This is a genomic window from Brevundimonas sp. SH203, from assembly GCF_002157625.1.
GTDB lineage: Bacteria > Pseudomonadota > Alphaproteobacteria > Caulobacterales > Caulobacteraceae > Brevundimonas.
Genome location: NZ_BDMM01000002.1, coordinates 335,177 through 359,652 on the forward strand (window position 1 = coordinate 335,177; position 24,476 = coordinate 359,652).

Genomic DNA, 24,476 nt, shown 5'->3' on the forward strand with positions numbered 1-24,476 from the left:
AGGGGGCATGGTCGCTTACAGCCGCAGGGTCAGGGAGACGCCGAAGTTTCGGCCCGGCTGGGTGTAGGCGTCCTTGACGGCCGAGGCGGCGGACAGGCCGCGCACGTCGCTCCACCAGCCATAGGTCTCGTCGAAGACGTTGAAGGCGCCCGCCCGCAGCGTCGCTCGCTCCGTCACGTTCCAATAGGCGGTCAGGTCCAAGAGGGTGAAGCTGTCACCCAGATAGCAGGTCGCGCCGCACGACAGATTATAGGTCGCCTGATCCTTCTTGCCCGACCATGTGACCGTCGCCGACCCGCCCCAGACGCCCGACGGCGCGGCGTAGTTCAGACCCGCGACCACCTTCACCGGATCGACGCTGCCCAGATCGGTGCGGCGGCCGTCGGTGGTCTGTTCGCCCTCGGCATAGGCGGCTGAGCCGATCAGGCTGAAGCCGTTGTCCCAATAGATGTCGGCCCGCGCTTCCAGGCCCCGAATGTCCACCTCGGTCAGGTTGACGTATTGATAGACCAGCGGATCGATACCGGGGACGCCCGTGCCGGAGACCGCCACCTGATCGATGAAGTCGTCATAGTGGGTGGCGAAGGCGGTGGTGTTCAGGCGCATCTTGCCGCCGGCGACATCGATGTCGCGCAGGCGGAAACCGGCCTCGAAGCTTTCGCTGGTCTCGGGCGACAGGTTCGGGTTCGGGATCGAGCGATAGCCGAAGACGGGGTTCTCGAAATAGTTGTTCACCTGCATCGGCGAGGGCGCGCGGAAGCCCAGGGCGTAGTTGGCGAAGACGCCCAGGTGCGGACCCGTCCAATAGACGACGCCTAGCTTGGGCGAGATGTGATCGTCGCTCTGGCCCGAGGCGGCGGCGGGGAACTGGGCGTCCACCTTGGGCGACAGATCATACCAGTCGTAACGCACGGCCGGGATGATGCTGAGCGCGCCGCCCAGCATCTCGATCTCGTCCTGCACGAACAGGCCCGCCAACTGGTATTCGGTCTTGGGGAAGGCGCGGATGGGGAAGGTTTCGCCGACAGGCGGCGTCACGCCGTCGCGCACGCCTTCCTGCGTCGTCATCGACCAGTCGCCGCCGAAGGTGAGGCGATGCTGCAGGGCAGCGCCCTGACCGAAGACGCGCGAACCTTGGGCCGCCAGTCCATAGACGCTGTTGTCGAAGGTGACGTCGCGCACACGGTCGGCCAGGGTGGCGCGATCCTCGAAGGTGTATTGGCGTGTCGTCGCGTCCTGCCAATAGAGCGAGACCGAACCGTCGGAGAGACCGGCGAAGTCCCGGAAGCGCCAGTCGGCGCTGACGCGATCGCGCTTGGTCTCGTCATGGGCGGTGACGGCCAGAACGCTGGCCGAGCGGCTGCTCAGCGCATCGCCGTCCATTTCCGAATCGAGGTGGTCGTAGGTCAGGCGCAGGGTGTGGTTGGGGTTCACCTCCCACACCAGCTTGCCGAGATAGGCGTTGGAGCTGAAGTCCTGCGGGTTCGGTTTCGTGCGGGTCGAGCCGACGCCATCGACCGATCCCTTGTTCTCGGTCTCCTGAGAATCGCGGCGGGTATAGGCCAGCAGACCCGAGAGAGAACCCGAACGGCCCGCCAGCGCCAGCCCCTCGGTCCAGCCTTCGTCGGCGGAGTTGTAGGCCACGCGGGCGCGGGCGCCGAAGGCTTGCTGGCCGATCAGGAAGTCCGACGGGTCCTTGGTCGTGAAGGCCACGGCGCCGGCGATGCCGTCCGAGCCGTACAGGGCCGAGGCCGGGCCGCGCAGGATTTCGACCGACTTGATCAGGTCCAGATCGTTATAGCCGCCGCGTCCGACCGCCTGGGCGCCGAACGAAAAACCGGCGGGCAGGCGAACGCCGTCGTTGACGATCAGCACCCGGTCGCCGCCCATGCCGCGAATGGTGAAGCCCGCGTTGCCGTCGCGGCCTGCGCCCGACAGGGCCAGGCCGAAACGGGCGGGAGAGGTCGGAACGCTGACGCCCGGCTCGAACCGGATCAGGTCCTTGATGTCGGTCGCCAGCAGGGTTTCGATCTGCTCGGCGTCGATGACGCTGACCGTGCCGGGGACGTTGGAGGCCAGACGGCGCGAGCGGGTGCCCAGCACCACGACCGGATCGACCTCGGCCGCCGCCGATTCGGCGACGGGCGCCTCGGCGCGGACGGGTTGAACGATCAGGGCCGATCCGACGGCCGCCGCGGCGGTGGAGAGAAGGAGGAATGTGCGCATCGAAAGCCCCGCTGAATGATTGGCGGGCGTGTTACTGCGAACGATTATTAGAATCAACCGCATTAGTGATGTGGGTTTGAACCCGAACCTTCACCATGGCGTTGCAGGGGGATGAAAACGGCTCTGTTTCCGGCGCTCGCCGCCCTCGCCTTGCTGTCCGCGTGCGGCGATCAACAGGTCAATCCGCCCACCGAACCGGCCGCGCCGCTTCATACCCCCGACGCCATGCAGCCGGTGGAGGCGGCGGGGCCGTCATCCCTGGCGGGACGTGGGCCACGCAGTTTCGTGGGGGTGTGGGCGGCCAATCCCGCCTGGTGCGCCCGGCCGCAGGGCGCCGACAGTCCGATCACCATCACGCCGATGCGGTTCGACGCCTATGGGCACAACTGCGAGATCGCCCGGATCGACGAGGCGGGTTCGGGCTATTTCGCCGACCTGTCCTGCACGGCGCAGGGCCGGCACGTGAACGAGCGCGTCCACATGGGCACGACGGGCGACGTCCTGACCCTGACCTATGTGGATCGCGACAGGCTGACGACCAAGCTGGCGCGCTGTCCCGGCTCGCCGCGCGCGCCGGACCCCGCCAATCCGCTGGAAAAGATGATGAAGAAGGAGGGAGGGGAAGCCCCTCCCGCCGCGCCGCCTAGTTGAACAGGAAGTTCATCACGTCGCCGTCCTTGACGACATAGGACTTGCCTTCCGCGCGCAGCTTGCCGGCCTCGCGCGCCTTGGCCTCGCCGCGCAGGGCCACGAAGTCGTCGAAGGCGATGGTTTCGGCGCGGATGAAGCCCTTTTCGAAGTCGGTGTGGATCACGCCCGCCGCCTGGGGCGCGGTGTCGCCGACATTGATCGTCCAGGCGCGCGCTTCCTTGGGGCCGACCGTGAAATAGGTCTGCAGGCCCAAGAGCTTGTAGGCCTCGCGGATCAGGCGGTTGAGGCCGGGTTCTTCCAGACCCAGCGTCTCCAGGAACTCCTTCTGCTCCTCGTCGTCCAGCACGGCGATCTCGGACTCGATCTGGGCCGAGATGACGACCGAGTTGGCGTTGTCGGCGGCGGCGCGGGCCGCGACCTTGTCGGACAGGTCGTTGCCCTTGTCGGCCGAGCCTTCCTCGACATTGGCGACATAGAGGGCGGGAAGGGCCGTCAGCAGTTGCAGCATATGCCAGGCCTTGATGTCCTCCTTGGACACCTCGGCCGTGCGGGCGGGCTTGCCGGCGTTCAGCTGCGCCAGGGCCAGATCGACCAGCTTCAGCGTCAGGGCCGATTCCTTGTCGCCGCCCTTGGCGCGCTTCTCCAGCTGGGGCCGGCGGCGTTCCAGGCTTTCCATGTCGGCCAGCATCAGTTCGGTCTCGATAATCTCCAGATCGGCGATGGGGTCGATGCGGTCCTCGACGTGGGTGATGTCGTCGTCGATGAAGCAGCGCGCCACGAAGGCCACGGCGTCGCAGTCGCGGATGTTGGCCAGGAACTGGTTGCCCAGGCCCTCGCCCTTGGACGCGCCGCGCACTAGGCCGGCGACATCGACGAAGGTGATGCGGGCCGGGATGATCTCTTTCGAACCCGCGACCTCGGCCAGGGCGTTCAGCCGCGCCTCGGGCACCGCCACGTCGCCGGTGTTCGGTTCGATGGTGCAGAACGGATAGTTGGCCGCCTGGGCCGCCGCCGTCTTGGTCAGGGCGTTGAACAGGGTGGACTTGCCGACGTTGGGCAGGCCGACGATCGCGACTTTAAGGGCCATGGGTATTCCTTGGAGAAGGCGCGAGCCTTTACCCCGTTCGAACGGGTTTGTCAGGCTCGCGCTTCAAATGGGCTCAATGCGCCCCGTGATCCGTGCCCGCCGCCGACGGCTGACGCACCTTGGCCTGGACCGTCACCGGCGCGGCGTCGGCGAAGTTCAGGGTCAGGGGCACGGTTTCGCCCGCGACCAGCGGGGCGGTCAGCTCCATCAGCATCAGGTGCGTTCCACCCGGCGCCAGGGCGACGGCTTCGCCCGCCGGAAGCGGCAGGCCCTGAGCCATTTCGCCCATGGTCATCATGCCGTTCTCGGTCTTCATCTCGTGAACCTGCACCATTCCGGCGCGCGGCGTGGAGCCGCCGGTCAGGCGGTCGTCGGTCGCGGCCGTCAGGGTGACGTAGCAGCCCCCCGCCTTGGCTCCGTTCGGTGACGGACGGCACCAGGCGTCGGCGGCGACGACGGCGGCGGCCTGCCCCCCTTCGGCGTCGGTCTTAGGCTCTGACGAGGGATTGCAGGCGGCCAGACCCATCAGGGCGGCGATCATCAGGGCGGGGGTCGGGGTGGATTTGATCATCATGGCGTTCCTTCAATAGGTCAGACGCAGGCCGGCGAACAGGGATCGCCCTTCGCCAGGGAAGAAGACGGCGGTGGAGGCGACCCGCGCATCGGTCACGGCGCCGAAGTTGGACACATAGGTCGTGTCGAACAGGTTGCGGGCGTCGGCGAAGACCGCCACCCCCGGCCGAATCGTCCAGCCCAGGTTCAGATTGGCCACGGCGTAGGACGGGGACTTCAGCGTATTGCGATAATCGACCCAGGCGTCCGCTGCCGACCACTCCACGGACGGCGCGGCGAACCAGCCGGAGGGGTGGTCGTAGCGCAGTTCCGCCCGATACAGATGCGGCGGCACGACCGGCAGGCGGGCGTCGCCATAGATCGCGTCGCCGTCGAAGCGGAAATCCGACCAGCCATAGGTCTGGCGCAACCGCCATTGCGGCGAGATGCGCCAGTCCAGACCGGCCTCGATCCCCTGATGCCGCGTGGGGCCGGCGTTGAAGGTCGCGGCCGGAACGCCAAGGGCGGCATTGGGAATGAAGTTGAGCAGTTCGTGCTTGAGCTCGGCGCGATAGGCGGTCACGTCCCAGGTGAAGGCTCCGCGACGGCCCCGCGCCCCGATCTCGGCCGTCAACGCCTCTTGCGGGACCAGCGGTTGGAAGCCCCCGGCGTTGGGCGACAGGGCCGAGAAGTTCGGCGGCTCGACCGACCGGGTCACATTGGCGAAGACCTGGGCGCCGTCCTCGGCCTCCCACAACAGCCCGACGCGAGGCGCGAACCAGTCGTAGGTCCGCTCGGCCGTCAGGTCGAAGCTCCCGCTGACGCCAGGCACGGCATAGCTGCGATAGTCGCGCTCTGCCCGGCCCCAGGCGCCGGCGCCGACCAGCGCCATTCGCGGCGTCACGAACAGTCGCCCCTCGGCGAAGACGTCCAGCCCCCTGGCGTTCTGGAAGCTGCGCGCGCGGAGGTCGCCGTGCGATCCGGCCAGATTGGCCCACTGTTTGGCGTCCAGATCGCCCTGCCGATACCAGACGCCGTAGAAGGCGTCGGCGCGCAGTCCGGCTACACGCCCCTGCCAGTCGATACGCCCGAACAGACCCTGATTGCGGCTCTGCTGGTCGATGACCTGAAAGATCGGGTGATCCAGATCCTTCCATGTCCCATAGACGGCGCCTTCGAACACCGTGGCCGCGTTCAATCGCCAGCGCGTCTGAAGGGTGGTGCGCAGGGACGTCATGTTGCGCTGATAGTTCAGCACCGTGCTGGACAGCGCCGCCTGGGTCGGATCGGCCTTGAGGTCGGCCAGCGTCAGGCTGCCGGGGATTTGCTGGTGGATGTCGCCGCCGGACACCAGCAATCGCACCTCGCGATCCTGACCGAAGGTGCGGCCCAGATTGGCGGACAGGTGCAGGGACTTGCCCTCGCTGTGATCGCGCCAGCCATCGACGCTCTGGCCGGTTACGGCGGCGAACCCGTCCCAGTCCCCGTTCCGGCCCGCGATCTCGCCATGCAGACGGGCCGTGCCATACGACCCGCCGTCCAGCCGAAGGCCCAGGTCCGCGCCCGCCGTGCGTCCGGTGGGCGTGACCAGATTGATCGCCCCGCCCAGCAGGGACCCGCCGAAGCGCAGGGCGTTCCCGCCCTTGTAAACCTCGGTGTAGCGGGCGATCAGCGGGTCGATCAGCTGGAAGTCGCCATAGCCGTCGGCCTCGTTGAACGGCACGCCGTCCTGCGCCAGCAGGACGCCGCGATTGTGACTGGCGTTGCCAATGCCGGACCCCCGGATCGACAGGCGAATGTCGCCGCCCCATTTCTTCTGGGCATAGACGCCGGGGGCGTCGCGCAGCACGTCGGCCAGATTGGGCGCATAGCGGTCGGCGTAGGATTCGGCCGAGATCACGGCGACGGCGCCGGGCGTGCGGCTGAGACGGGCGCGCGCCTCGGCCACCACGGGCGGGTCATAGGCGTTGCGTCGGGCGGTGACGATGACGCTGTCGATCTGGGTCGGGGCGGCGGTCTGCGCCCATGCGGGAGCGGCCAGAGCGGCGAGCAGCAGCGCGCACGGCGCCGCAGAGGTCTTGAGAGACATTGAGGTCCTGAAAATCAGAGGAATCGGACGCGGCTGGCGCGGGGGCCGGCTGCGGATACGGTCTGGATTTCAGGCTTTGGGCGGGGCGGTGGACGGCGGGCGCGGGGGCGCGCGGGCGGGCGGCGGCGGGCTGACGCCTGCGGGCGCATAGACGACGGTTTCGAACGTGCGGACGACCGGCGCGGGTTGAGGCGCCGGCGGGCAGGGCAGGGCGGCGACGGGCGGCGTGACGCAGGCGGCGCACTTGGCCCCGACATGTTTCTTGACCGGGCCGTCCACGCCGCCGGACTGGATCGTCTGGGGGCCTTCCGCCGAGCAGATGACCAGCGGATGGCCCGGCTGGACCGCCGCCAGGGCCGCGAACGGCAACAGGGCGCCGATCACGAGCGCGAACACCGCCGCCAGGAAGGCCAGCGATTTCGAAGTCGACCAATTGTCGGCCTGGGATCGGGTCACGGCCCGCCTCTACGGCCTTTCGGTCGGCGGCGAAAGACGGAGGACGTCCTAAAGCGCGCCGCGCGCCGCCTGACGCGGGCTGAACTTGGGCGCGGGGGCCAGGCGCATGACCTCCGCCTGATAGCGTTCGTCGTCGCCGGCGACCGCGAACGGCAGGGCGTCGGCGCAGGCCTGCAGCATCGCGTCCAGCCAGGGCTGTTCCGCCTTGTGGAAGTCGCCCAGCACGTGGGGCATGACCAGTTCCTTCTCGCCGGGATGGCCGATGCCCATGCGGGCGCGGCGGAAGTCGGCGCCCAGATGGCTGATCAGGCTGCGGACGCCGTTCTGGCCCGCCGCCCCGCCGCCGGTCTTCATGCGGAAACGGCCGGGGGCCAGGTCGATCTCGTCGTGGAAGACGATGATCTCATGGGGCTTGATCTTGTAGAAGCGCGCCGCCTCGCCGACCGCCCGCCCGCTCTCGTTCATATAGGTCTGGGGCTTCATCAGCAGAACCTTGGTTCCCTCGACATCGCCCTCGGCGACGATCGACTGGAACTTGGCGCGCTCCGGCCCGAACCGCCACCGCCGCGAAATCTCGTCGGCCGCCATGAAGCCGATGTTGTGCCGGTTCTTCTCGTACCTGCCCCCGGGGTTGCCCAGGCCTGCGATGATGATCATGGCGTCCTCATGCCTCGCGTCTCGCCCAAAGAAAAGCCCCGCCGCGGCGAGCCGGGCGGGGCGTGATCTTGTCGAAGAAACGAAGGATCAGCCTTCGGTCTTCTCGATCGGAGCGCCTTCGGCTTCGGCGGCTTCATCGGCGGCGGCCGACAGGGCGGCCGAGGACACCTTGACCGTGGCGATCACGAAATCGCGGTCGGTGATGGTGGCTTCCGCGCCCTTGGGCAGCTTGATGTCCGAGATGCGGATGGTGTCGCCCATCTGCGACTTGGCCAGGTCGACGACCAGTTCTTCCGGGATCTGGTCGGCGCGGACCAGGATTTCCACGGCGTGGCGAACGACTTCCAGCGAACCGCCCTGGCGGGCGAACGGCGCTTCGTCGGCGTTCAGGAAGTGAACCGGAACCTCGATCTTGACCGGGGCCTTCTCATCGACGCGCATCAGGTCGAAGTGCAGGGGACGGTCCGACACGGGGTCGAACTGCACGTCCTTGGCGATGACCGGCTGGGTCTCTTCGCCGTACTTCAGCGTCACCAGGTGGCCCAGCAGCTTGCCGGTGTAGAGCGACTTGCGGAAGTCCTTCTCGTTCACCGAGATGGCGACGGGGGCCTTGTCGCCGCCGTACAGGACGCCCGGCACGAAACCGTCGCGACGCGCAGCGCGGGCGCTGCCGGTGCCGACGCCATCGCGGACGTCCACGTTCAGAATGATCTCGCCCATGTGGCTCGCCTCAACAACAACAGAAACGCCGCGCCAACCCTGGGCCCGCGCGGCGGGGGTCATGAACCCTCGAATTCAAGAGCGCGGGCTATTACACGCATCGAACCGGGGGCGCAACTGTGAAAGGCGCGCTTACGCCGCCTGCGCCCGATCCTTGAACACGGCGGTCGGCGCGGCGACCAGCCCCAGCAGTTCGGCCGCATTGAAGGGCTTGGCCAGGTGATGATCGGCGCCCGCCGCCCGTCCGGCGGCGACGTGTTCGGGCATGGCGTTGGCCGTCAGCATGACGATGGGGGTCCGCGCCAGACCCATGGCCGCCTCGTGCAGGCGAATCTCCTGCGTCGCCGTCAAGCCGTCCATGACCGGCATCTGCATATCCATCAGAACCAGGTCGAAGGCGTCGGCGCGGAAGGCCTCCACCGCCTCGGCGCCGTTCTCGACCATGACGATCTTGGCGGGCGTCTGCGCCAGAATCAGTTCGATGACGCGCCTGTTGGTCGGATGATCGTCGGCGACCAGCAGGCGCATGGCGCGCGCGTCGTCGGCGCAGGCGACCTCGGCGCTGGCGGTTTCCTGCACGTGCGGCGCGCTGCACGGTTTGAGCGGCAGGGTCAGGATGAAGGCCGCCCCGCTGCCCGGCTCGCTCTCGCAATCCAGATCGCCGCCCATCATCTCGGCCAGCTGGCGACAGATGGACAGACCCAGGCCGGAGCCGCCGAACTTGCGGGTGATGCCGCCGTCGGCCTGTTCGAATCGGCTGAACAGCCGGTCGCGCGTCGCGGCGTCGAAGCCGATCCCGCTGTCCTCGACGCTGAAGCGCAGCACGGGCCGGCCCTCGCGGTCCTGACCGCGCTGGACGATCAGGCCGACGAAGCCCTGGCTGGTGAACTTCACCGCGTTGGAGATCAGATTGGTCAGCACCTGTTTGACGCGAACCGCGTCGCCCATGACCCAGACCCCATCCTCCAGATCGATGTCGACATGGAAGTCCAGATGCTTCTGGCGGGCGTTCTCGGCGTACAGCTGCGCCGCTTCCCGCACGACGACGGCCAGTTCGAAGGCGTCCTCGGTCAGCTCCAGCTTGCCCGATTCGACGCGGGCCAGGTCCAGGATGTCGCTGAGCAGGGTCTGCAGCGTCTTGCCTGAAGCCTGCATCAAATCCAGCATCTCGCGCTGCTCGGTCGTCAGCTCGGTCTTGGCCAGCGCCTGGGACAGGCCGATGACGCCGTTCAGCGGCGTGCGGATTTCGTGGCTCATATTGGCCAGGAACTGGGACTTGGCGACATTGGCGGCCTCGGCCGCGTCGCGCGCTTCGGCCAGGGCCTCGGCGTCGCGCTTCAGATCGGTGATGTCGTTGCAGACGATGACCGTGCCGCCCTCTGACGTCCGGCGGTCCTGGGTGCGCAGCCAGCGCCCCCCGCCCACCTGCTGTTCGATGTTGGACGACAGCTGGCGCCGCGCCAGAAGACGTGCGTTCAGCCACTCCTCCTCGCGGCCGCGCGCCTCGTCGTAACGGCCCTGTTCGATGCCGATGCTCAGGGCGTCGCGGAAGGTCAGGCCGACGGCGAGGTGCGGCTGAAGCTCGGGGTTCAGTTCGGCGTAACGGGCGTTCCACAGCACCAGCCGATCCTTCGCGTCATAGAAGCCCAGGCCGTCGGGCATGGCGTCCACCGCCTCGCGGATGCGCCTCAGTTCGGTGGAGCGGGCGACAAAGGCCATGGCGCCCAGCGCGCCGCCGACGCCGCAGATCAGCAGCAGCACCACTCCGACCAGAACCCGCATGGCCGCAGGCGACAGGCCTTGCTGATGCAGCACGGCGGGTTCGGGGATCACGGTGATGGCCGCGGTCCCCACGAAGTGCAGCGTGATCACCGTCATCGAAAGGCCGAAGGTGGTCGTCAGCAGGTTCGCCAGGCCGCCGCGCCTGTAGAAGAAGGCCGTCAGACCGCCGATGGCGAAGGCGCCGGCCAGGGAGGCGACGACCAGTCCGGCGTCCCAGACGATGCGCGCCGGTCCCTTGATGGCGGCCATGCCCAGATAATGCATGGCCCCGACGCCGGTGACGGCGATCACCGCCGCCAGCACGCGCCAGGCGCGTCCCTTGCCCAGCTGGGTCGAGGCGATGGTCAGGCCGATCATCGCCAGGGCCACGCCCAGCGACGCCAGCGTCAGCCCCAGGTCGTAGCGCACCGGCACGCCCACGACGAAACCCTGCATCGCCACGAAATGGGTCGCCCAGATCGACAGGGCGCCGACGACGGTCGCCATGGCGACGGCGCGTCGCCGCCCGGCCGGATCGCGTGACCGCACCCGTCCCATCACATGGGTCGAAACGCCGAGGCCCGCCAGACAGATCGTCGCCGCCAACAGGGTGGCCCGCCAGTCGTGATCGTGCGTGATGCAGAAGATTATGCGGTCCACGACGCCTCCCCCTTGGAGACACCCTGACTGAAAAATCTAAAGAAACCGTGCGGTGACGCTTGGTCGTTCTCTCAACCTGTCGGCGCGCCGTCACAAAATCCGTGCAAGGATCGGATATCGCCACGCCTTGCTCTCAGGTCGCCGTTCTTCCATGCCTTACGAAATTTCGCCCTCTCCCGTCGCGCCGGTGTCGTCGTCGCGTCTGTGGACGGTGGGGGCCAGCATCGGCGTCGCCATTCTGACCCTGGTGGTGCTGGCGATTCTACATCCCGAACTCGCGGACTGGTTGCTGGGCGGGACGGTGATCGTGGCGCTCTCGGCCTGGGTGTTGAACATGAGCGGCGCGACCGGCGCCGCGCCGGCCGAGATCGACGGTGGGGCCGCCGATTCGGCCGTCGATCCGGTCGACGGCGATCTGCTGGACAAGGTGTTCGAAGCGCTGGACGACCCGGTGCTGGTCGTCAGCGGGGGCGAGCCGGACGACATCGCGGGACGACGCATCATCATGGCCAACAGCGCGGCGCGCGACCTGTTGCGAATTCAGCGTCAGGGCGCCCTGCTGGTGCAGGTCATCCGCGAACCGGGCGTGCTGGAGGCGGTGGACGAGGCCCTGTTCGGCGGCGCTTCGCGCATCACCGACTATACGTCCGGCGGGCAGAGAGATCGTCGCTGGCGCGCCTGGACCCGTCCGCTGTCGGTCGGTCAGCCCGTCGCGCCGGGCGGCGAGATGGCGCTTCTGATCCTGCGCGACGAGACGGATGCGCGGCGCACCGAGATGATGCGCGTCGACTTCCTGGCCAACGCCAGCCACGAACTGCGCACCCCCCTGGCCTCGCTCAGCGGCTTCATCGAAACGCTTAAAGGTCACGCCCGCGACGACGTGGCGGCGCGCGACCGTTTCCTGGACATCATGTCGGCGCAGGCGGATCGGATGGGGCGGCTGGTCGCCGATCTGCTGTCGCTCAGCCGCATCGAACTGAACGAACATATTCCGCCCTCGGGTCGGGTCGATCTGGACCGCGCCGCCTCCGACGTGGTGGACGCCATCAGCATCCTGACGCGCGAAAAGGAGATCGCCATCGCCCTGGACCAGGGGGAGGCGAGGGCGTCGGTCAGCGGCGACCGCGACGAAATCCTGCAGGTCGTCCAGAACCTGCTCGACAACGCCGTCAAATATTCGTCTCGCAGCGGCACGGTCGAGATTTCCGTCCGTTCGGACCTGTCGTTCGACGAGGCCTGGGCCTCGCGGATGCCGGGGGCCACGCGCCTGCCGCTGGTCACGCCCGACCGGACCGCCGGCGTCCTCTATGCGGCCGTCACAGTGCGCGATCACGGGCCAGGCATGGCGCGCGAACACCTGCCGCGCCTGACCGAGCGCTTCTATCGCGTCGAGGGCCAGAAAAGCGGCGAGCGTCAGGGCACCGGCCTGGGGCTGGCCATCGTCAAACACATCATGAACCGCCACCAGGGCGGTCTGGTGGTCGAAAGCGCGCCGGGCATGGGCGCGGCCTTCACCGCTTGGTTCCCCCAACCGGCCGAGCGGCGATAGGCGGTGCGCGGCGCGGATGTCACGGGCCTGTCGCTGTCACCCAACTGTCATCCAGTCGTCTTAATCCGCTGACCATTCGCGGGCAGTAGTCGCGCCGCGTCGGTCCCGATGTTCAGGGCCGCACGCCGATTCGCGCGCGTCGCTTCGGACTTCGAATGATCTGGATTTATCTGCTGATCCTCCTGGCGCTGAGCGCGACCGCCTTTTTGGGCGGGCGTGAGCTGGCGCGTCGCCGCGCGATCGGCGCCAAGCCGCATTCGCGCCCCGGCCAGCACGGCGCCTACGCCCTGATCTGGGTGGCCGCGCCGGCCCTTTTGGTGCTGGTCCTGGCCTCGATCTTCTCCGCGCCGCTTCAGCGTCAGCTGACGGCTTCCGGCACGCCCGAGGCGGTCGCCTCGCTCGATCATTTCCGCCGCGACGCCTTCTTCGCCGACGCCTATCGCGTGGGCCGAGGCGAGGCCGCCCTGCAGATCTGGGAGCGCCCGCTGGCCGAGCAACTGCCGGTCGAGGCGCGTCGCATGGTCCGTATCGAGCGCACCCTGTCGTGGGGCGGGGGCGCCGCCGCCCTTCTGGCGGCCCTTCTGGGCGGCCTGTTCGCCCTGACCCAGATCAAGCCGAAGACCCGCGCCCGCAACCGGGTCGAGGGCTGGATCTACGGCGCCCTGTTCGTCTGTTCGGCCATCGCGGTCCTGACCACCCTGGGCATCATCGCCTCCCTGGCCTTCGACAGCTTGCGCTTCTTCCAGAAGGTGCCGGTCCTCGACTTCCTGTTCGGAACCCAGTGGAGCCCGCAGATCGCCATTCGCGCCGATCAGGTGGGATCGTCCGGCGCCTTCGGGGCCGTGCCGCTGTTCGCCGGCACCCTGCTGATCATGGTGATCGCCATGTGCGTCGCCGCGCCCATCGGCCTGCTGTCGGCCATCTATCTGTCGGAATACGCCAGCCGCACGACCCGCGCCGTCATCAAGCCTCTGCTGGAGATTCTGGCCGGGGTGCCGACCGTCGTTTACGGCTTCTTCGCCGCCCTGACCGTGGGGCCGATCCTGCGGGTCTTCTTCAACGAGATCGGCCTGTTCCTGATCGGCGGTCCTCTGGACGGGCTGGGCCAGTATCTGGCCCTGGTGCAGAACCAGATGGCCCTGACCGCCGGCGCGGTGATGGGCATCATGCTGATCCCCTTCGTGTCGTCCCTGTCCGACGACATCCTGAACGCCGTGCCGCAGTCGCTGCGCGACGGCTCCTTCGCCATGGGCGCCACCAAGTCCGAGACGGTCAAGCGCGTCCTGCTGCCCGCCGCCCTGCCGGGCATCGCCGGCGCCTTGCTGCTGGCCGTGTCGCGCGCCATCGGCGAGACGATGATCGTGACCATGGCCGCGGGCCTCGCCGCCAACCTGACCTTCAATCCGCTGGACACCGTCACCACCGTCACGGTGCAGATCGTGACCCTGCTGACCGGCGACCAGGAGTTCAACAGCGCCAAGACCCTGTCGGCCTTCGGCCTGGGGCTGACCCTGTTCCTGGTGACGCTGGCGCTGAACATCATCGCCCACCGGATCGTCCAGACCTATCGGGAACAATATGACTGACGCGACCCCCGACCGGATCGACGGCGCATCCGCCAACGGGCGGCTGGAGCGTCTGCGCGCGGGGCTGAAACGCCGCCACGCCAAGGAGACGCGCTTCAAATGGTATGGCCGCCTGGCCATCGCCGCCGCCATGCTCTTCCTGGCGATCCTGCTGGTCCGCATCGTCGAGCAGGGGCACACGGCCTTCTACACCCACACGGTGACGGTGCCGGTCTATATGGACCCCGCCCGCATCGACCGCGCCTATCCGCAAGGCTCCAACTTCGAGCAGCTGGCCGCCGAGCAGCAGCTTCGGCGCATGGGCGTCGCCGACGATGCGGCCGGAACCAAGGCCGCGCAGATGAAGCGGCTGTTCTCTTCGGAGCTGAAGTTCGTCGCCGCCGCCCTGGTCGCCAAACGCAGCGAGGTCATCGGCGAGACGGTGCCTCTGGCCGTGCCGCTGTCGGACGACGCCGACCTCTATCTGAAAGGCGAGATTTCCAAGGCTACGCCTGAGGATCAGCGCCGCCTGTCCGACCAGCAGATCGTCTGGCTGGACAGGATGAAGGCCGACGGCGTCATCGGCGCCCACTTCAACACCGCCCTGTTCAAGAACGGCGATTCCACCCAGCCCGAGCTGGCCGGGGTGCTGGGCGCCGTGGTCGGTTCGGCCCTGATGCTGCTGGTCACGGCCCTGATCGCCATTCCGCTGGGCGTCGGCGCCGCCATCTGGCTGGAAGAGTTCGCCCCCAAGAACAAGCTGACCGACGTCATCGAGGTGAACATCAACAACCTCGCGGCCGTGCCCTCCATCGTCTATGGCCTGCTGGGCCTGGCCCTGTTCATCAACTGGATGCACCTGCCGCGCGCCAGCCCCATCGTCGGCGGTCTGGTTCTGGCCCTGATGGCCCTGCCGACCCTGGTGATCGCCACCCGTTCGGCCCTGAAGGCGGTGCCCCCCTCGATCCGCGAGGCCGCCCTGGCCATGGGGGCGTCCAAGACCCAGACGGTGTTCAGCCACGTCCTGCCGCTGGCCATGCCGGGCGTCATGACCGGCGCCATCATCTCGATGGCCCATGCTCTGGGCGAGACCGCGCCGCTGCTGCTGATCGGCATGGTCAGTTTCGTGCCCGGTGTGCCCCACGCCATCGACCAGCCCGTCGGCGCCCTGCCGTCGCTGATCTACATCTGGGAGAACGCCTCGGAGCGCGCCTTCCACGAACGCACCGCCGCGGCGATCATCGTCCTGCTGGTCTTCATGATCATCATGAACGCGGCGGCCATCATCCTGAGGCGGCGCTTCGAGCGTCGGTGGTAAGAGAATGAAATTCCGTATTTTCCGCTCCGCCGAAGACCAGACGGGCGCCGGCCCGGTCGATCCGACCCAGACCCCGCGCATGGGCGGTCAGGTCCTACCCGAGGTCGCGCCCGCGACCGAGGCGGCGCCGGCCCAGCCGCGCGTGGAAGACGTCGCGCCCGTCGCGTCCTCGACCGTCGTGGACACCCCGCCGACCGGGCCGATCAAGATCGCCGCCCGCGACGTCTCGGTCTTCTATGAAGGCAAGCAGGCGCTCTACGATGTCTCGCTGGACATCCCGGACAAGACCGTCACGGCCCTGATCGGCCCGTCGGGTTGCGGCAAGTCGACCTTCCTGCGGACGATGAACCGCATGAACGACACCATCGCCGGCGCTCGCGTCACCGGCCGGATCGCGATGGATGACGAGGACATCAACGACCGCTCCATCGACCCGGTGCTGCTGCGCGCCCGCGTCGGCATGGTGTTCCAGCGTCCGAACCCCTTCCCCAAGTCCATCTACGAGAACGTCGCCTACGGTCCCAAGATCCACGGCCTGGTCTCGTCCAAGTCCGAGATGGACGGCGTGGTCGAGAGCGCCCTGAAGCGGGCGGGTCTGTGGGACGAGGTCGCCGACCGTCTTCAGTCGTCGGCCATGGGCCTGTCGGGCGGTCAGCAGCAGCGTCTGGTCATCGCCCGCGCCATCGCCGTGAACCCCGAAGTCATCCTGATGGACGAGCCCTGCTCGGCCCTGGACCCCATCGCCACGGCGCGGATCGAGGAACTGATCGACGAATTGCGCGAGCGGTTCTGCATCGTCATCGTCACCCACTCGATGGCCCAGGCCGCGCGCGTGTCGCAACGCACCGCCTTCTTCCACATGGGCCGCCTGGTCGAAACCGGGGACACGGAAGACATCTTCCAGAACCCGCGCGAACGGCGCACTCTCGACTACATCACGGGACGCTTCGGCTAATCCGATGAACCAGCACACCGTCAAAGCCTATGGCGACGAACTGAACCAGATCACGGCCGAGGTCGCCCGCATGGGCGGTCTCGCCGAGGCCCAGGTCGCCGACTCCATCGATTCCGTCGCCCGGCGCGACATCGCCCTGGCCCGCGCGGTGGTCGAGCGCGACCTGAAGCTGGATGCGCTGCACCGCGACATCGAGAAGAAGGCCATCCGCCTGATCGCCCTGCGACAGCCGGTCGCCAGCGATCTGCGCCGCACCCTGGGCGCCATGAAGATCGCCACCGATCTGGAACGCACCGGCGACCTGGCCAAGAACATCGCCAAGCGCGCCCTGATCCTGGCGGAAGCGCAACCGATGCAGCCCCTGACCCGCTCCATCGAGCGAATGGGCCGGCTGGTCTCCACCCGTCTGCGCGACGTGCTGGACGCCTATACGGCTTCTGAGTTGGATCGCGCCGTCGCCGTCTGGCAGACCGACGACGAGGTGGACGAGCATTACAACGCCCTGTTCCGCGAACTGCTGACCTACATGATGGGCGATCCGCGCACGATCGGCGCCTGCACCCATCTGCTGTTCATGGCCAAGAACCTGGAGCGGATCGGGGACCACGCGACCAACATCGCCGAGACGGTCCACTACGAGATCACGGGCGACGACATCGTGGGCGAACGCCCGCGCGCCCAGCCCACGGCCGAGGATTCTGATCCGACGCCGAACCTTTCCACGCACTGACCCGAGACCGGAGACCCGACGTGCAGCCCTATATCCTTGTAATGGAAGACGAGGACGCGCTGGCGACCCTGCTTCAGTACAATCTGGAAAAGGAAGGCTACGACGTCACCGTCGCCGCCGACGGGGAGGAGGGGATGCTCCAGATCGACGAGCGCCAGCCCGATCTGGTGCTGCTGGACTGGATGCTGCCCAAACTGTCGGGCATCGAGGTCTGCCGCCGCATCCGGGGCAAGGCCGAGACCCGCAACCTGCCGATCATCATGCTGACCGCGCGCGGCGAGGAAAGCGACCGGGTGCGCGGCCTGGACACCGGCGCCGACGACTATCTGACCAAGCCGTTCTCGATGGTCGAGCTGATCGCCCGCATCCGCGCGGTCCTGCGCCGCATCCGTCCCGGCCTGGCCGACGACCGGCTGAACCACGGCGACATCGTCATCGACCGGGTGTCTCACCGGGTGAAGCGGGACGGCAAGGAGGTCCATCTGGGCCCGACCGAGTTCCGCCTGCTGGACCACTTCATGCAGCATCCGGGCCGGGTGTTCAGTCGCGAGCAGCTGCTGGACGCCGTCTGGGGCTCGGACGTCTATGTCGAGGCGCGCACCGTGGATGTCCACGTCGGCCGCCTGCGCAAGGCCCTGTCCATCGGCGACGACAGCGCCAATCCGATCCGCACCGTCCGCTCGGCGGGCTATTCGCTGGATCTGGAAGGCTAGGGCGAGGCTGGCGACGCGCCCCGGAAAATAAGGCCGGCAAGCTGAACCATACTGACACTTTCTGTCAGCAGGGCGTGAGACAGAGGGGGCGTCAACCGCAAGGACCGCCTCAATGCGTCTCTATCACCATCCGCTTTCCACCTGCAGCCGTCGCGTCGTTCTGGCGGCGCATCATCTGGGGATCGATCTCGATCTCGTCGTGGTCGATCTGTTCAAGGGCGAACAGAAGGCCGCCGATTTTCTGGCGCTGAATCCCAATCACCGCGTGCCGGTGCTGGACGACGACGGCTTCGTGCTGTGGGAGTCCTACGCCATCATGCAGTATCTGGCCGACAAGGCGCCGGGCCAGACGCTGTGGCCGACCGATGCGAAGGCCCGCGCCGACGTCAGCCGCTGGCTGTTCTGGTGCGCCCAGGACTTCATGCCGGGCTGCAGCCTGCTGAACCGGGAAAACTCGATCAAGGCGCTGGGCGGCATGGGGCCGGCCGATCCTGATCTGGTCGCCCGCGGCGAGGCTCTGCTGGGCGCCGCCGCCGCCCTGCTGGACCGCCATCTGGAAGGGCGGGAGTGGATTTGCGCCGATCTGTCGCTGGCGGACCTCGCCATCGCCGCGCCCCTGGCGGATCAGACACGGGCGAAATTCCCCGTGTCCGATCTGGTCCATCTGCAGCGCTGGTTCGGCCAGGTCCAGGCGCTGGACTGCTGGCGGGCGGCCGACGCCGCCTAGATCTGGGCGGTCACGACCTCGTCCGGCGTCAGTTCATAGACCTTGGCGCAGTATTCGCAGGTGACGTGGATCTTGCCGTCGTCCTCGACCATGTCCGCCCTTTCGGCGGGGTCGAACGAGGCCAGCATTCCGGCGATCCGGTCGCGCGAGCAGCGGCACACCGCCGACAGCTCGCGCGCGCCCTCCAGCCGCACCCCGTCCTCGTGGAACAGGCGGAACAGCAGGGTCTCGGGCGAGATCGTCGGGTCGACCAGCTCGTCGTCGGCCAGGGTGCCGAACAGGGCGCGGGTGCGATCCCAGACCTCCTCGGTCGATCCGCGCGTCTCGTCGCCGGCGATGATCTGGATCATGGCCCCGCCGGCGCGCCACTGCGATCCGGCCTCGGTCTCGACCGCGCCGACCGCCAGACGCACCTTGGTCGGCACCTGTTCGGACTGCTGGAAGTAATGTTCGGCCGCCAGCGACAGGCTTTCGCCCTCGATGGGGGTGATGCCCTGGGTCCGCTCGAAGTCGGGACCGCGATCCAGCGTCATGACGAACACGCCCTGGCCCAGCAGGGACCGGGCGCCTGGCCGGGCGAAGCCCTTGGACGCCTCCGCCACCTCGGCCTCATCATAGCGGCAGTAGCCGCGCAGGGCGCCGTCGGTGCCATAATCGGCGACGACATAACGCACGGGGCCGTCGCCCTGGGCTTGGACCAGCAGACGACCGTCGAACTTCAGGCTGGAACCGATCAGGGCCGCCAGGGCGCAGGCTTCGCCCAGCAGGGCGGCGACCGGCTCGGGATAGGCGTGGGCGGCCAGAATCCTGTCGATGGCGGCGCCCAGGCGCACCAGGCGACCGCGCACGGGCCAGCCCTCGATCTGGAAGGCGGCCGCCAGATCGTCGGAAACGGGGGTGTGGGGCGCGTGATCGGTCACGGCGGGGTCCTTTGGCGACGTCATTTCGGGATTGCGGCTATGTAGGCGCCCGGACGGCTGTTGATAAGGGGGGATCGGGCGTTGTCTTTGGCGTCCCGCGACGCGGGCGCGACGGAACCCTTTTCGGCGCGGTTCGCTCTTTTCCTGCAAGCGGAGCCGTCGCTCCGCCTGACACGCCATTCCGACGAAAAGGTCCCGCCGATGATCCGCGACATCGATCCGATTGAAGAAATTCGCAAACATCCCGGCATCACGGCCGGCAGCCTGGCCGCCCTGGCGCTCGGCGCGGCGGCGGTCGTCTATCTGACCCAGCGCACCGGCCCGACCCGTTATCAGCGCATCAAGACCCGCATCGACCCGCGCGGATGGGTGGATACGGCCGAGTTGCGCGACCGTTTCCACGACGCCGTGGATGCCTTCCGCCACCGGGCGGAAGAGGTCGGCGGACAGGCCGGCGACTTCTCGCGCGAAGCGCGCCACCGCGCCGCCGATGCGGCCTACGACGCGCGCGACCGCGCCGACGAATGGTTCCGCTCGGCCCGCAAGGGCTCGAAGAAGGCCATGAAGAAGCATGGCAAGACCGTGCGTCGCTATGCCGACGACGCCGGCGCCTACGCCCGTGATCATGCGCGCGAGGGCGGGGCTTTGCTGGCCGTCGCCACCATCGCCGCCGCCGTGGGCGCCGCCGTTCTGGAAAGCCGCCGGCCGGACAGCCGCGTGCGCCGGATCGTGCGTTTCTGACATAGTCGTGCCGCTCGGCGGGCGAAACCCCCGTCGGGCGGCATGGTTTAAGCGCAGCTGAGCGTCATCATCAGCACGGCTTGGCTATGCTGCGCGCGCGAAGGCCGCTAAAGACGCGGCCCATGAGCACGCGCCCGACCCTGATCTTCGACTTCGATTCGACCCTGGTCGATTTCGAGACCCTTGAGGCCCTGGCCGACATCGCCCTGGCGGGGTCGCCGGACGCCGACGCCATCCGCGCCGAGATCGCGGCCCTGACGGACAAGGCGATGGCCGGGGCGTTGGATTTCGGACAGGCGCTGCGCCAGCGTCTGGCGCTTCTGCCCCTGAATCGCGACCATGTGCAGGCCCTGGCTGCGACCGCGCCGGATCGTCTGACGGCGTCCGTTCGGCGCAATCTGAACTTCTTCCAGCAGAACGCCGCCAAGGTCCTGATCATCTCCGGCGGCTTCCGCGACGTGATCGCGCCGGTGGCCCAGGAACTGGGCGTGTCGCCAGACCGCGTCCTGTGCAACGACCTGATCTATGACGCCGAGGGTTGGGTTACGGGCGTCGACGACGCCAACCCCCTGTCGCACGACAACGGCAAGCCCGCCGCCATCCACGCCCTGAACCTGTCCGGGCGCGTCGTCATGGTCGGCGACGGCTGGAACGACGCCGAGGTCAAGATCGCCGGGGCGGCCGACGCCTTCTACGCCTTCACCGAGATCGCGCGGCGCGAGCGGGTCGTGGCGGTCGCCGACGCCGAGGCCGCGTCGCTCGACGAGGTGCTGCACGCCGAGGGCCTGGTCGGCCGCTGGTCCTTCCCGCGCAGCCGCATGAAGATGCTGCTGCTCGAAAACATCCACCCCGCCGCCGTCGAACGGCTGGAGGAGGCGGGCTATTCGGTCGAGACCCAAAAGGGCGCGCTGGACGAGGACGACCTGATCGCCGCCATCAAGGGCGTTCATGTGCTGGGCATCCGCTCCAAGACGACCGTGTCGCGCCGGGTGCTGGAAGAGGCGGACAAGCTGATGGCCGTCGCCGCCTTCTGCATCGGCACCAATCAGATCGATCTGGATGCGGCCTCAGATCACGGTGTGGCGGTGTTCAACGCCCCCTATTCCAACACCCGTTCGGTGGTCGAATTGGCCATCGGTCTGATGATCGTGCTGATGCGCGACGTGCCGGACAAGTCGGCGGCCATGCACGTCGGCAAATGGAACAAGTCGGCGACCGGCTCCAAGGAGCTGCGCGGCAAGACGCTGGGCATCGTCGGCTACGGCGCCATCGGCAGCCAGCTGTCGGTGCTGGCCGAGAACCTGGGGATGCGGGTTTTGTTCTACGACCTGTCGGAGCGCTTGGCCTTGGGCAATGCGCGGCGGATGCGTTCGCTGGACGCGCTTCTGGCCGAAAGCGACGTGGTGACGCTGCACGTCGACGGCCGCAAAGAGAACAGCGCCATCTTCGGCGCCGCCCAGTTCGCCCGGATGAAGGAAGGCGCGCTGTTCCTGAACCTGTCGCGCGGCCATGTGGTCGATGTCGGCGCCCTGTCCCAGGCCATCGGTTCGGGCCGCGTCGCCGGCGCCGCCGTCGATGTCTTCCCCGAGGAGCCGCGCACCAACTCGGACCCGTTCGAAAGCCCGCTACAGGGGCTGAAGAACATGATCCTGACGCCCCACATCGGCGGTTCGACCGAAGAGGCGCAGGAAGCCATCGCCGAGTTCGCGGCCGAACGGCTGCTGGGCTATCTGAACCGGGGCGACACCACCTTCAGCGTCAACCTGCCGAACGTGCAGCTGGCCGATGTGTCAGGCGCGCACCGCATCCTGCACATCCACAGGAACCAGCCGGGCGTCATGGCCGAACTGAACCGCGCCCTGGCGTCGGCCGGCCTGAACATCCTGGGCCAGCATCTGAAGACCGACGAACGCACGGGCTATGTCATCACCGACGTCGACCGCGACTACGACCCGGAGGCCCTGCGCGCGCTGAAAACCGTGCCCGGCACGCTGAAGTTCCGCACCCTGCATTAGGCGTCCGCAGTCCCATCCAGGCTTGCAAGAAACGCGGCCACGCTTCCTTCTCCGTCATCCTCGGGCTTGACCCGAGGATCGGGCGTCCAGCCGCAAAGACTTGGGAACAGGTCGACCCAATCGGGATTGGTTCGTTCGATCAGTTCTAGTTTCCACACGCGATTCCAGCGTTTCAGCGCCTTCTCGCGACGTATCGCGGTGGTCACGAACTCATGCTGTTCGTACCAGACGAGCATTCCACATCCATACCGACTGGCGAAGCCCTGGAAGGCGCCTGTCCGGTGTTGGCCGGCCCTTTCGTAGAGGTTGGCGGTCATGCCGATATACAACACGCCGTGGAGACGGCTGGCCTCGATATAGGTAGCGATCAGAGGTCGGCGGTTGCTCATCAATGCAGAGTTGCGGACGCTCCGATCCTCGGGTCAAGCCCGAGGATGACGGCGTTATGTAAGTCGTGGGAGGATTTTTCTTCCGAAGGCTGACGTAAAGGCATCTTGCGCTCTGCGCCAACTGGCGCATCCTCCGCGCAACGGCCGCGATGCACGACGGCCTTGGGAGGATCAATGTCACGCTTTCTCACCGGCGGCGCCGTCGCCGCACTGGCGCTAGCCGCCTGCGCCTTCGCGGGATCGGCCTCGGCTCAAACCTACAACCGGCTCGTCGTCTTCGGCGACAGCCTCAGCGACAACGGCAATCTGTATCTGATCTCGGGCGGGACGCAGCCGCCGTCGCCGCCCTATTATCAGGGCCGCTTCTCCAGCGGACGCACCTTCGTCGAACTGCTGGGCTTCAACGCCGCCAACTTCAACGGTTCGGTGACGGGCAGCATCAACTACGCTTTCGGCGGGTCGCGCACGGACGCCTCGGCCGGCGTGCCGTTCGGAATGTTGAACCAGCTGTCGCGCTACACCGCCGCCGGCGGCCGGTTCGGCGCGACCGATCTGGTCAGCGTGTTGGGCGGCGCCAACGACATCTTCCAGGGCCTGCCCGTCGCCGGCGCATCCAGCAATCCGGTCGCATCCATCACTCCCGTCGCGACGGGCGCGGCGTCCAACGTCAACAGCCTGGTCGACACCGTGGCCGGCGCCGGGGCCGGGACCATCCTCGTCACCAACCTGCCCAAGCTCAGCCTGACGCCGCAGTTCCGGGGCACGGCCGCCGCGCCTCTAGCCGACTATGCGGTAACGACCTTCAACACGGCGCTTCAGACCGGGCTGACGACCACGGCCGCCGCGCGTTCGGGCAGCAACATCATCATGATGGACCTGTTCAAGGTCGGCGACACCCTGGCCGCCAATCCGGGCCTGTTCGGCGTCACCAACATCACCGACCGCTGCTTCAACGGCGTCACCGTCTGCTCGAACCCGGACAGCTATTTCTACTTCGACGGCGTCCACCCGACGGCGGCGGGGCATCGGATCATCGCCCAGCTGGCGACCGACTACCTCTATTATGGCGACATCGGCGCCCAGTCGGCCCTGCAGGGCGAGACGACCTATCGCCACCGCGAGGATGCGCTGGACGCCGCCAGCGACGCCCTGTCGGGTCGGCAACCGTGGCAGGCGGGCGTCGCCGTCACCGCCTCCGCCCTGATCGACAACGTCAAGACCGACGCGCGCGGCCCGATCACAAGTTCGTCCAGCGACGGCTGGGGCGGGCGGATCGCGCTGGAGGCCGGCCCGTCGGAGAACTGGCGCTTCGGCCTGGCCGGCACGGCGCGCAACACCGACGTCGACAGCCAGACGCTGAAGTTCAACGTCGAGAGCTTCGGCCTGGACGTCTATGGCGGCTGGCGCTCGGGCGATGTGTTCGTCAACGCCGCCGTCGGCGTGGCGCGCGACAACATCGACGACATCAAGCGCACCACCAGCCTGGCCCCCATCGTCCATACGGCCGAAACTCGCGCGCTCAGCACCGGCGCGCGGCTGCAGGGCGGGATGTGGTTCGACATGGGCGGCGTCGCCCTGTCGCCCCGCGCGGCCCTGGCCTATGTCTCCAGCGACGTGGACGGCTATTACGAGCAGGGCGTCGCGGCCCAGTATCAGTATGGCGACCGCACGGTGAAGGCCCTGACCGGCGAGGTCTCCCTGCGCGCCGAGGCCGAGATGGGTCGGTTCGGCCTGTTCGCCGAGGGCGGCTATCGCGACGCGCTGGACGACAGTTCCGATCCGGTGCGCGTCGGCATTTACAACAACCCGGCCAAGGTGCTGTCGCGTCAGATCGACGATCCGTTCGGCGGCCAGTTCCTGGCGTCAGCCGGGGTCGAGGGTGCGGTCGGGCCGGTCAAGGTCACGGTCGGCTATCGCGGCCGTTTCGGCGACCACGCCGACAGCCACATGGGCGGCATCCAGCTGAAACTGCCGCTGTAAGGCGGCGGGGCGGGG

21 protein-coding genes and 1 pseudogene are annotated in these 24,476 nt (G+C 67.9%); 12 read left to right on the plus strand and 10 right to left on the minus strand.

The annotated features are described in order from the left end of the window. Positions 1-15 precede the first annotated feature (15 nt). Positions 16-2,226 carry a TonB-dependent hemoglobin/transferrin/lactoferrin family receptor gene (locus tag SH203_RS05575; RefSeq protein ID WP_087119865.1) on the minus strand — a complete coding sequence of 737 codons (2,211 nt, stop codon included), beginning with the start codon at positions 2,224-2,226 and terminating at the stop codon, positions 16-18. Positions 2,227-2,337: 111 nt separating this feature from the next. Here SH203_RS05575 and SH203_RS05580 point away from each other — a divergent pair, with 111 nt between their 5' ends. Next, complete coding sequence (locus SH203_RS05580; protein ID WP_087119866.1) at positions 2,338-2,877, plus strand: hypothetical protein; 540 nt, start codon at positions 2,338-2,340, stop codon at positions 2,875-2,877. On the opposite strand, the gene ychF is transcribed toward SH203_RS05580, so the two are convergent. The 7 genes from ychF to SH203_RS05615 all read right to left on the minus strand — a co-directional run bounded on the left by ychF (position 2,870) and on the right by SH203_RS05615 (position 10,859). Further along, a complete protein-coding gene (gene ychF / locus SH203_RS05585) occupies positions 2,870-3,964 on the minus strand; it encodes a redox-regulated ATPase YchF (protein ID WP_087119867.1) in 1,095 nt (364 codons plus the stop codon). The genes SH203_RS05580 and ychF overlap by 8 nt on opposite strands. Positions 3,965-4,037: 73 nt before the next feature. Continuing rightward, positions 4,038-4,538, minus strand: a complete 501-nt coding sequence (locus SH203_RS05590; RefSeq protein ID WP_234989396.1) for a copper chaperone PCu(A)C — start codon at positions 4,536-4,538, stop codon at positions 4,038-4,040. 9 nt (positions 4,539-4,547) lie between these two features. Beyond that, on the minus strand, positions 4,548-6,605 hold the full coding sequence (locus SH203_RS05595) for a TonB-dependent receptor domain-containing protein (protein WP_087119868.1): 2,058 nt from the start codon (positions 6,603-6,605) through the stop codon (positions 4,548-4,550). A 69-nt stretch (positions 6,606-6,674) separates the two neighbouring features. Further along, on the minus strand, positions 6,675-7,061 hold the full coding sequence (locus SH203_RS05600) for a hypothetical protein (RefSeq protein WP_087119869.1): 387 nt from the start codon (positions 7,059-7,061) through the stop codon (positions 6,675-6,677). Between the two features lie 48 nt (positions 7,062-7,109). After that, positions 7,110-7,718 carry an aminoacyl-tRNA hydrolase gene (gene pth, locus SH203_RS05605; protein WP_087119870.1) on the minus strand — a complete coding sequence of 203 codons (609 nt, stop codon included), beginning with the start codon at positions 7,716-7,718 and terminating at the stop codon, positions 7,110-7,112. 87 nt (positions 7,719-7,805) lie between these two features. After that, positions 7,806-8,438: a 50S ribosomal protein L25/general stress protein Ctc gene (locus tag SH203_RS05610; protein ID WP_087119871.1), complete on the minus strand. Its 633-nt coding sequence runs from the start codon at positions 8,436-8,438 to the stop codon at positions 7,806-7,808. Between the two features lie 132 nt (positions 8,439-8,570). Further along, positions 8,571-10,859, minus strand: coding sequence for an ATP-binding protein (locus SH203_RS05615; RefSeq protein ID WP_087119872.1), 2,289 nt, complete (start codon positions 10,857-10,859; stop codon positions 8,571-8,573). Between the two features lie 151 nt (positions 10,860-11,010). Between SH203_RS05615 and SH203_RS05620 the strand changes: the two genes are divergently transcribed. From SH203_RS05620 to SH203_RS05650, 7 genes are all read left to right on the plus strand, one after another. Further along, a complete protein-coding gene (locus SH203_RS05620) occupies positions 11,011-12,408 on the plus strand; it encodes an ATP-binding protein (protein ID WP_087119873.1) in 1,398 nt (465 codons plus the stop codon). 155 nt (positions 12,409-12,563) lie between these two features. Then, positions 12,564-13,994 (plus strand): phosphate ABC transporter permease subunit PstC, encoded by a 1,431-nt coding sequence (pstC, locus tag SH203_RS05625; protein ID WP_087119874.1) that lies wholly within the window; start codon positions 12,564-12,566, stop codon positions 13,992-13,994. Further along, on the plus strand, positions 13,987-15,291 hold the full coding sequence (pstA, locus tag SH203_RS05630) for a phosphate ABC transporter permease PstA (protein WP_087119875.1): 1,305 nt from the start codon (positions 13,987-13,989) through the stop codon (positions 15,289-15,291). Before pstC ends, pstA begins: the two co-directional genes overlap by 8 nt. Positions 15,292-15,295: 4 nt before the next feature. Then, positions 15,296-16,246, plus strand: coding sequence for a phosphate ABC transporter ATP-binding protein PstB (gene pstB / locus SH203_RS05635; RefSeq protein WP_087119876.1), 951 nt, complete (start codon positions 15,296-15,298; stop codon positions 16,244-16,246). A gap of 4 nt (positions 16,247-16,250) precedes the next feature. Continuing rightward, entirely contained in the window at positions 16,251-16,976 is a 726-nt protein-coding gene (phoU, locus tag SH203_RS05640; RefSeq protein ID WP_087119877.1) for a phosphate signaling complex protein PhoU, read from the plus strand. Between the two features lie 20 nt (positions 16,977-16,996). Next, positions 16,997-17,689 (plus strand): phosphate regulon transcriptional regulator PhoB, encoded by a 693-nt coding sequence (gene phoB / locus SH203_RS05645; protein ID WP_087119878.1) that lies wholly within the window; start codon positions 16,997-16,999, stop codon positions 17,687-17,689. Between the two features lie 112 nt (positions 17,690-17,801). Next, the gene (locus tag SH203_RS05650; protein WP_087119879.1) at positions 17,802-18,416 is read left to right on the plus strand and encodes a glutathione S-transferase family protein; all 615 of its coding nucleotides are present in this window, start codon (positions 17,802-17,804) and stop codon (positions 18,414-18,416) included. Here SH203_RS05650 and SH203_RS05655 read toward each other — a convergent pair. Beyond that, a complete protein-coding gene (locus SH203_RS05655) occupies positions 18,413-19,336 on the minus strand; it encodes an Hsp33 family molecular chaperone (protein ID WP_234989397.1) in 924 nt (307 codons plus the stop codon). The genes SH203_RS05650 and SH203_RS05655 overlap by 4 nt on opposite strands. Before the next feature lie 201 nt (positions 19,337-19,537). Here SH203_RS05655 and SH203_RS05660 point away from each other — a divergent pair, with 201 nt between their 5' ends. The 3 genes and pseudogenes from SH203_RS05660 (at position 19,538) to serA (ending at position 22,092) form a co-directional block, all read left to right on the plus strand. After that, positions 19,538-20,077, plus strand: a complete 540-nt coding sequence (locus tag SH203_RS05660) for a hypothetical protein (RefSeq protein ID WP_087120181.1) — start codon at positions 19,538-19,540, stop codon at positions 20,075-20,077. A gap of 122 nt (positions 20,078-20,199) precedes the next feature. Further along, positions 20,200-20,727: pseudogene (locus tag SH203_RS15950) on the plus strand (HAD-IB family phosphatase); the annotation flags it as partial. Positions 20,728-20,862: 135 nt separating this feature from the next. Beyond that, on the plus strand, positions 20,863-22,092 hold the full coding sequence (gene serA / locus SH203_RS15955) for a phosphoglycerate dehydrogenase (protein ID WP_375600718.1): 1,230 nt from the start codon (positions 20,863-20,865) through the stop codon (positions 22,090-22,092). Here serA and SH203_RS05670 read toward each other — a convergent pair. Continuing rightward, entirely contained in the window at positions 22,089-22,481 is a 393-nt protein-coding gene (locus SH203_RS05670; RefSeq protein WP_087119882.1) for a GIY-YIG nuclease family protein, read from the minus strand. The genes serA and SH203_RS05670 overlap by 4 nt on opposite strands. Before the next feature lie 174 nt (positions 22,482-22,655). On the opposite strand from SH203_RS05670, the gene SH203_RS05675 reads away from it, so the two are divergent. Continuing rightward, positions 22,656-24,461, plus strand: a complete 1,806-nt coding sequence (locus tag SH203_RS05675; RefSeq protein WP_087119883.1) for an autotransporter domain-containing protein — start codon at positions 22,656-22,658, stop codon at positions 24,459-24,461. The last annotated feature ends 15 nt before the right edge of the window (positions 24,462-24,476 follow it).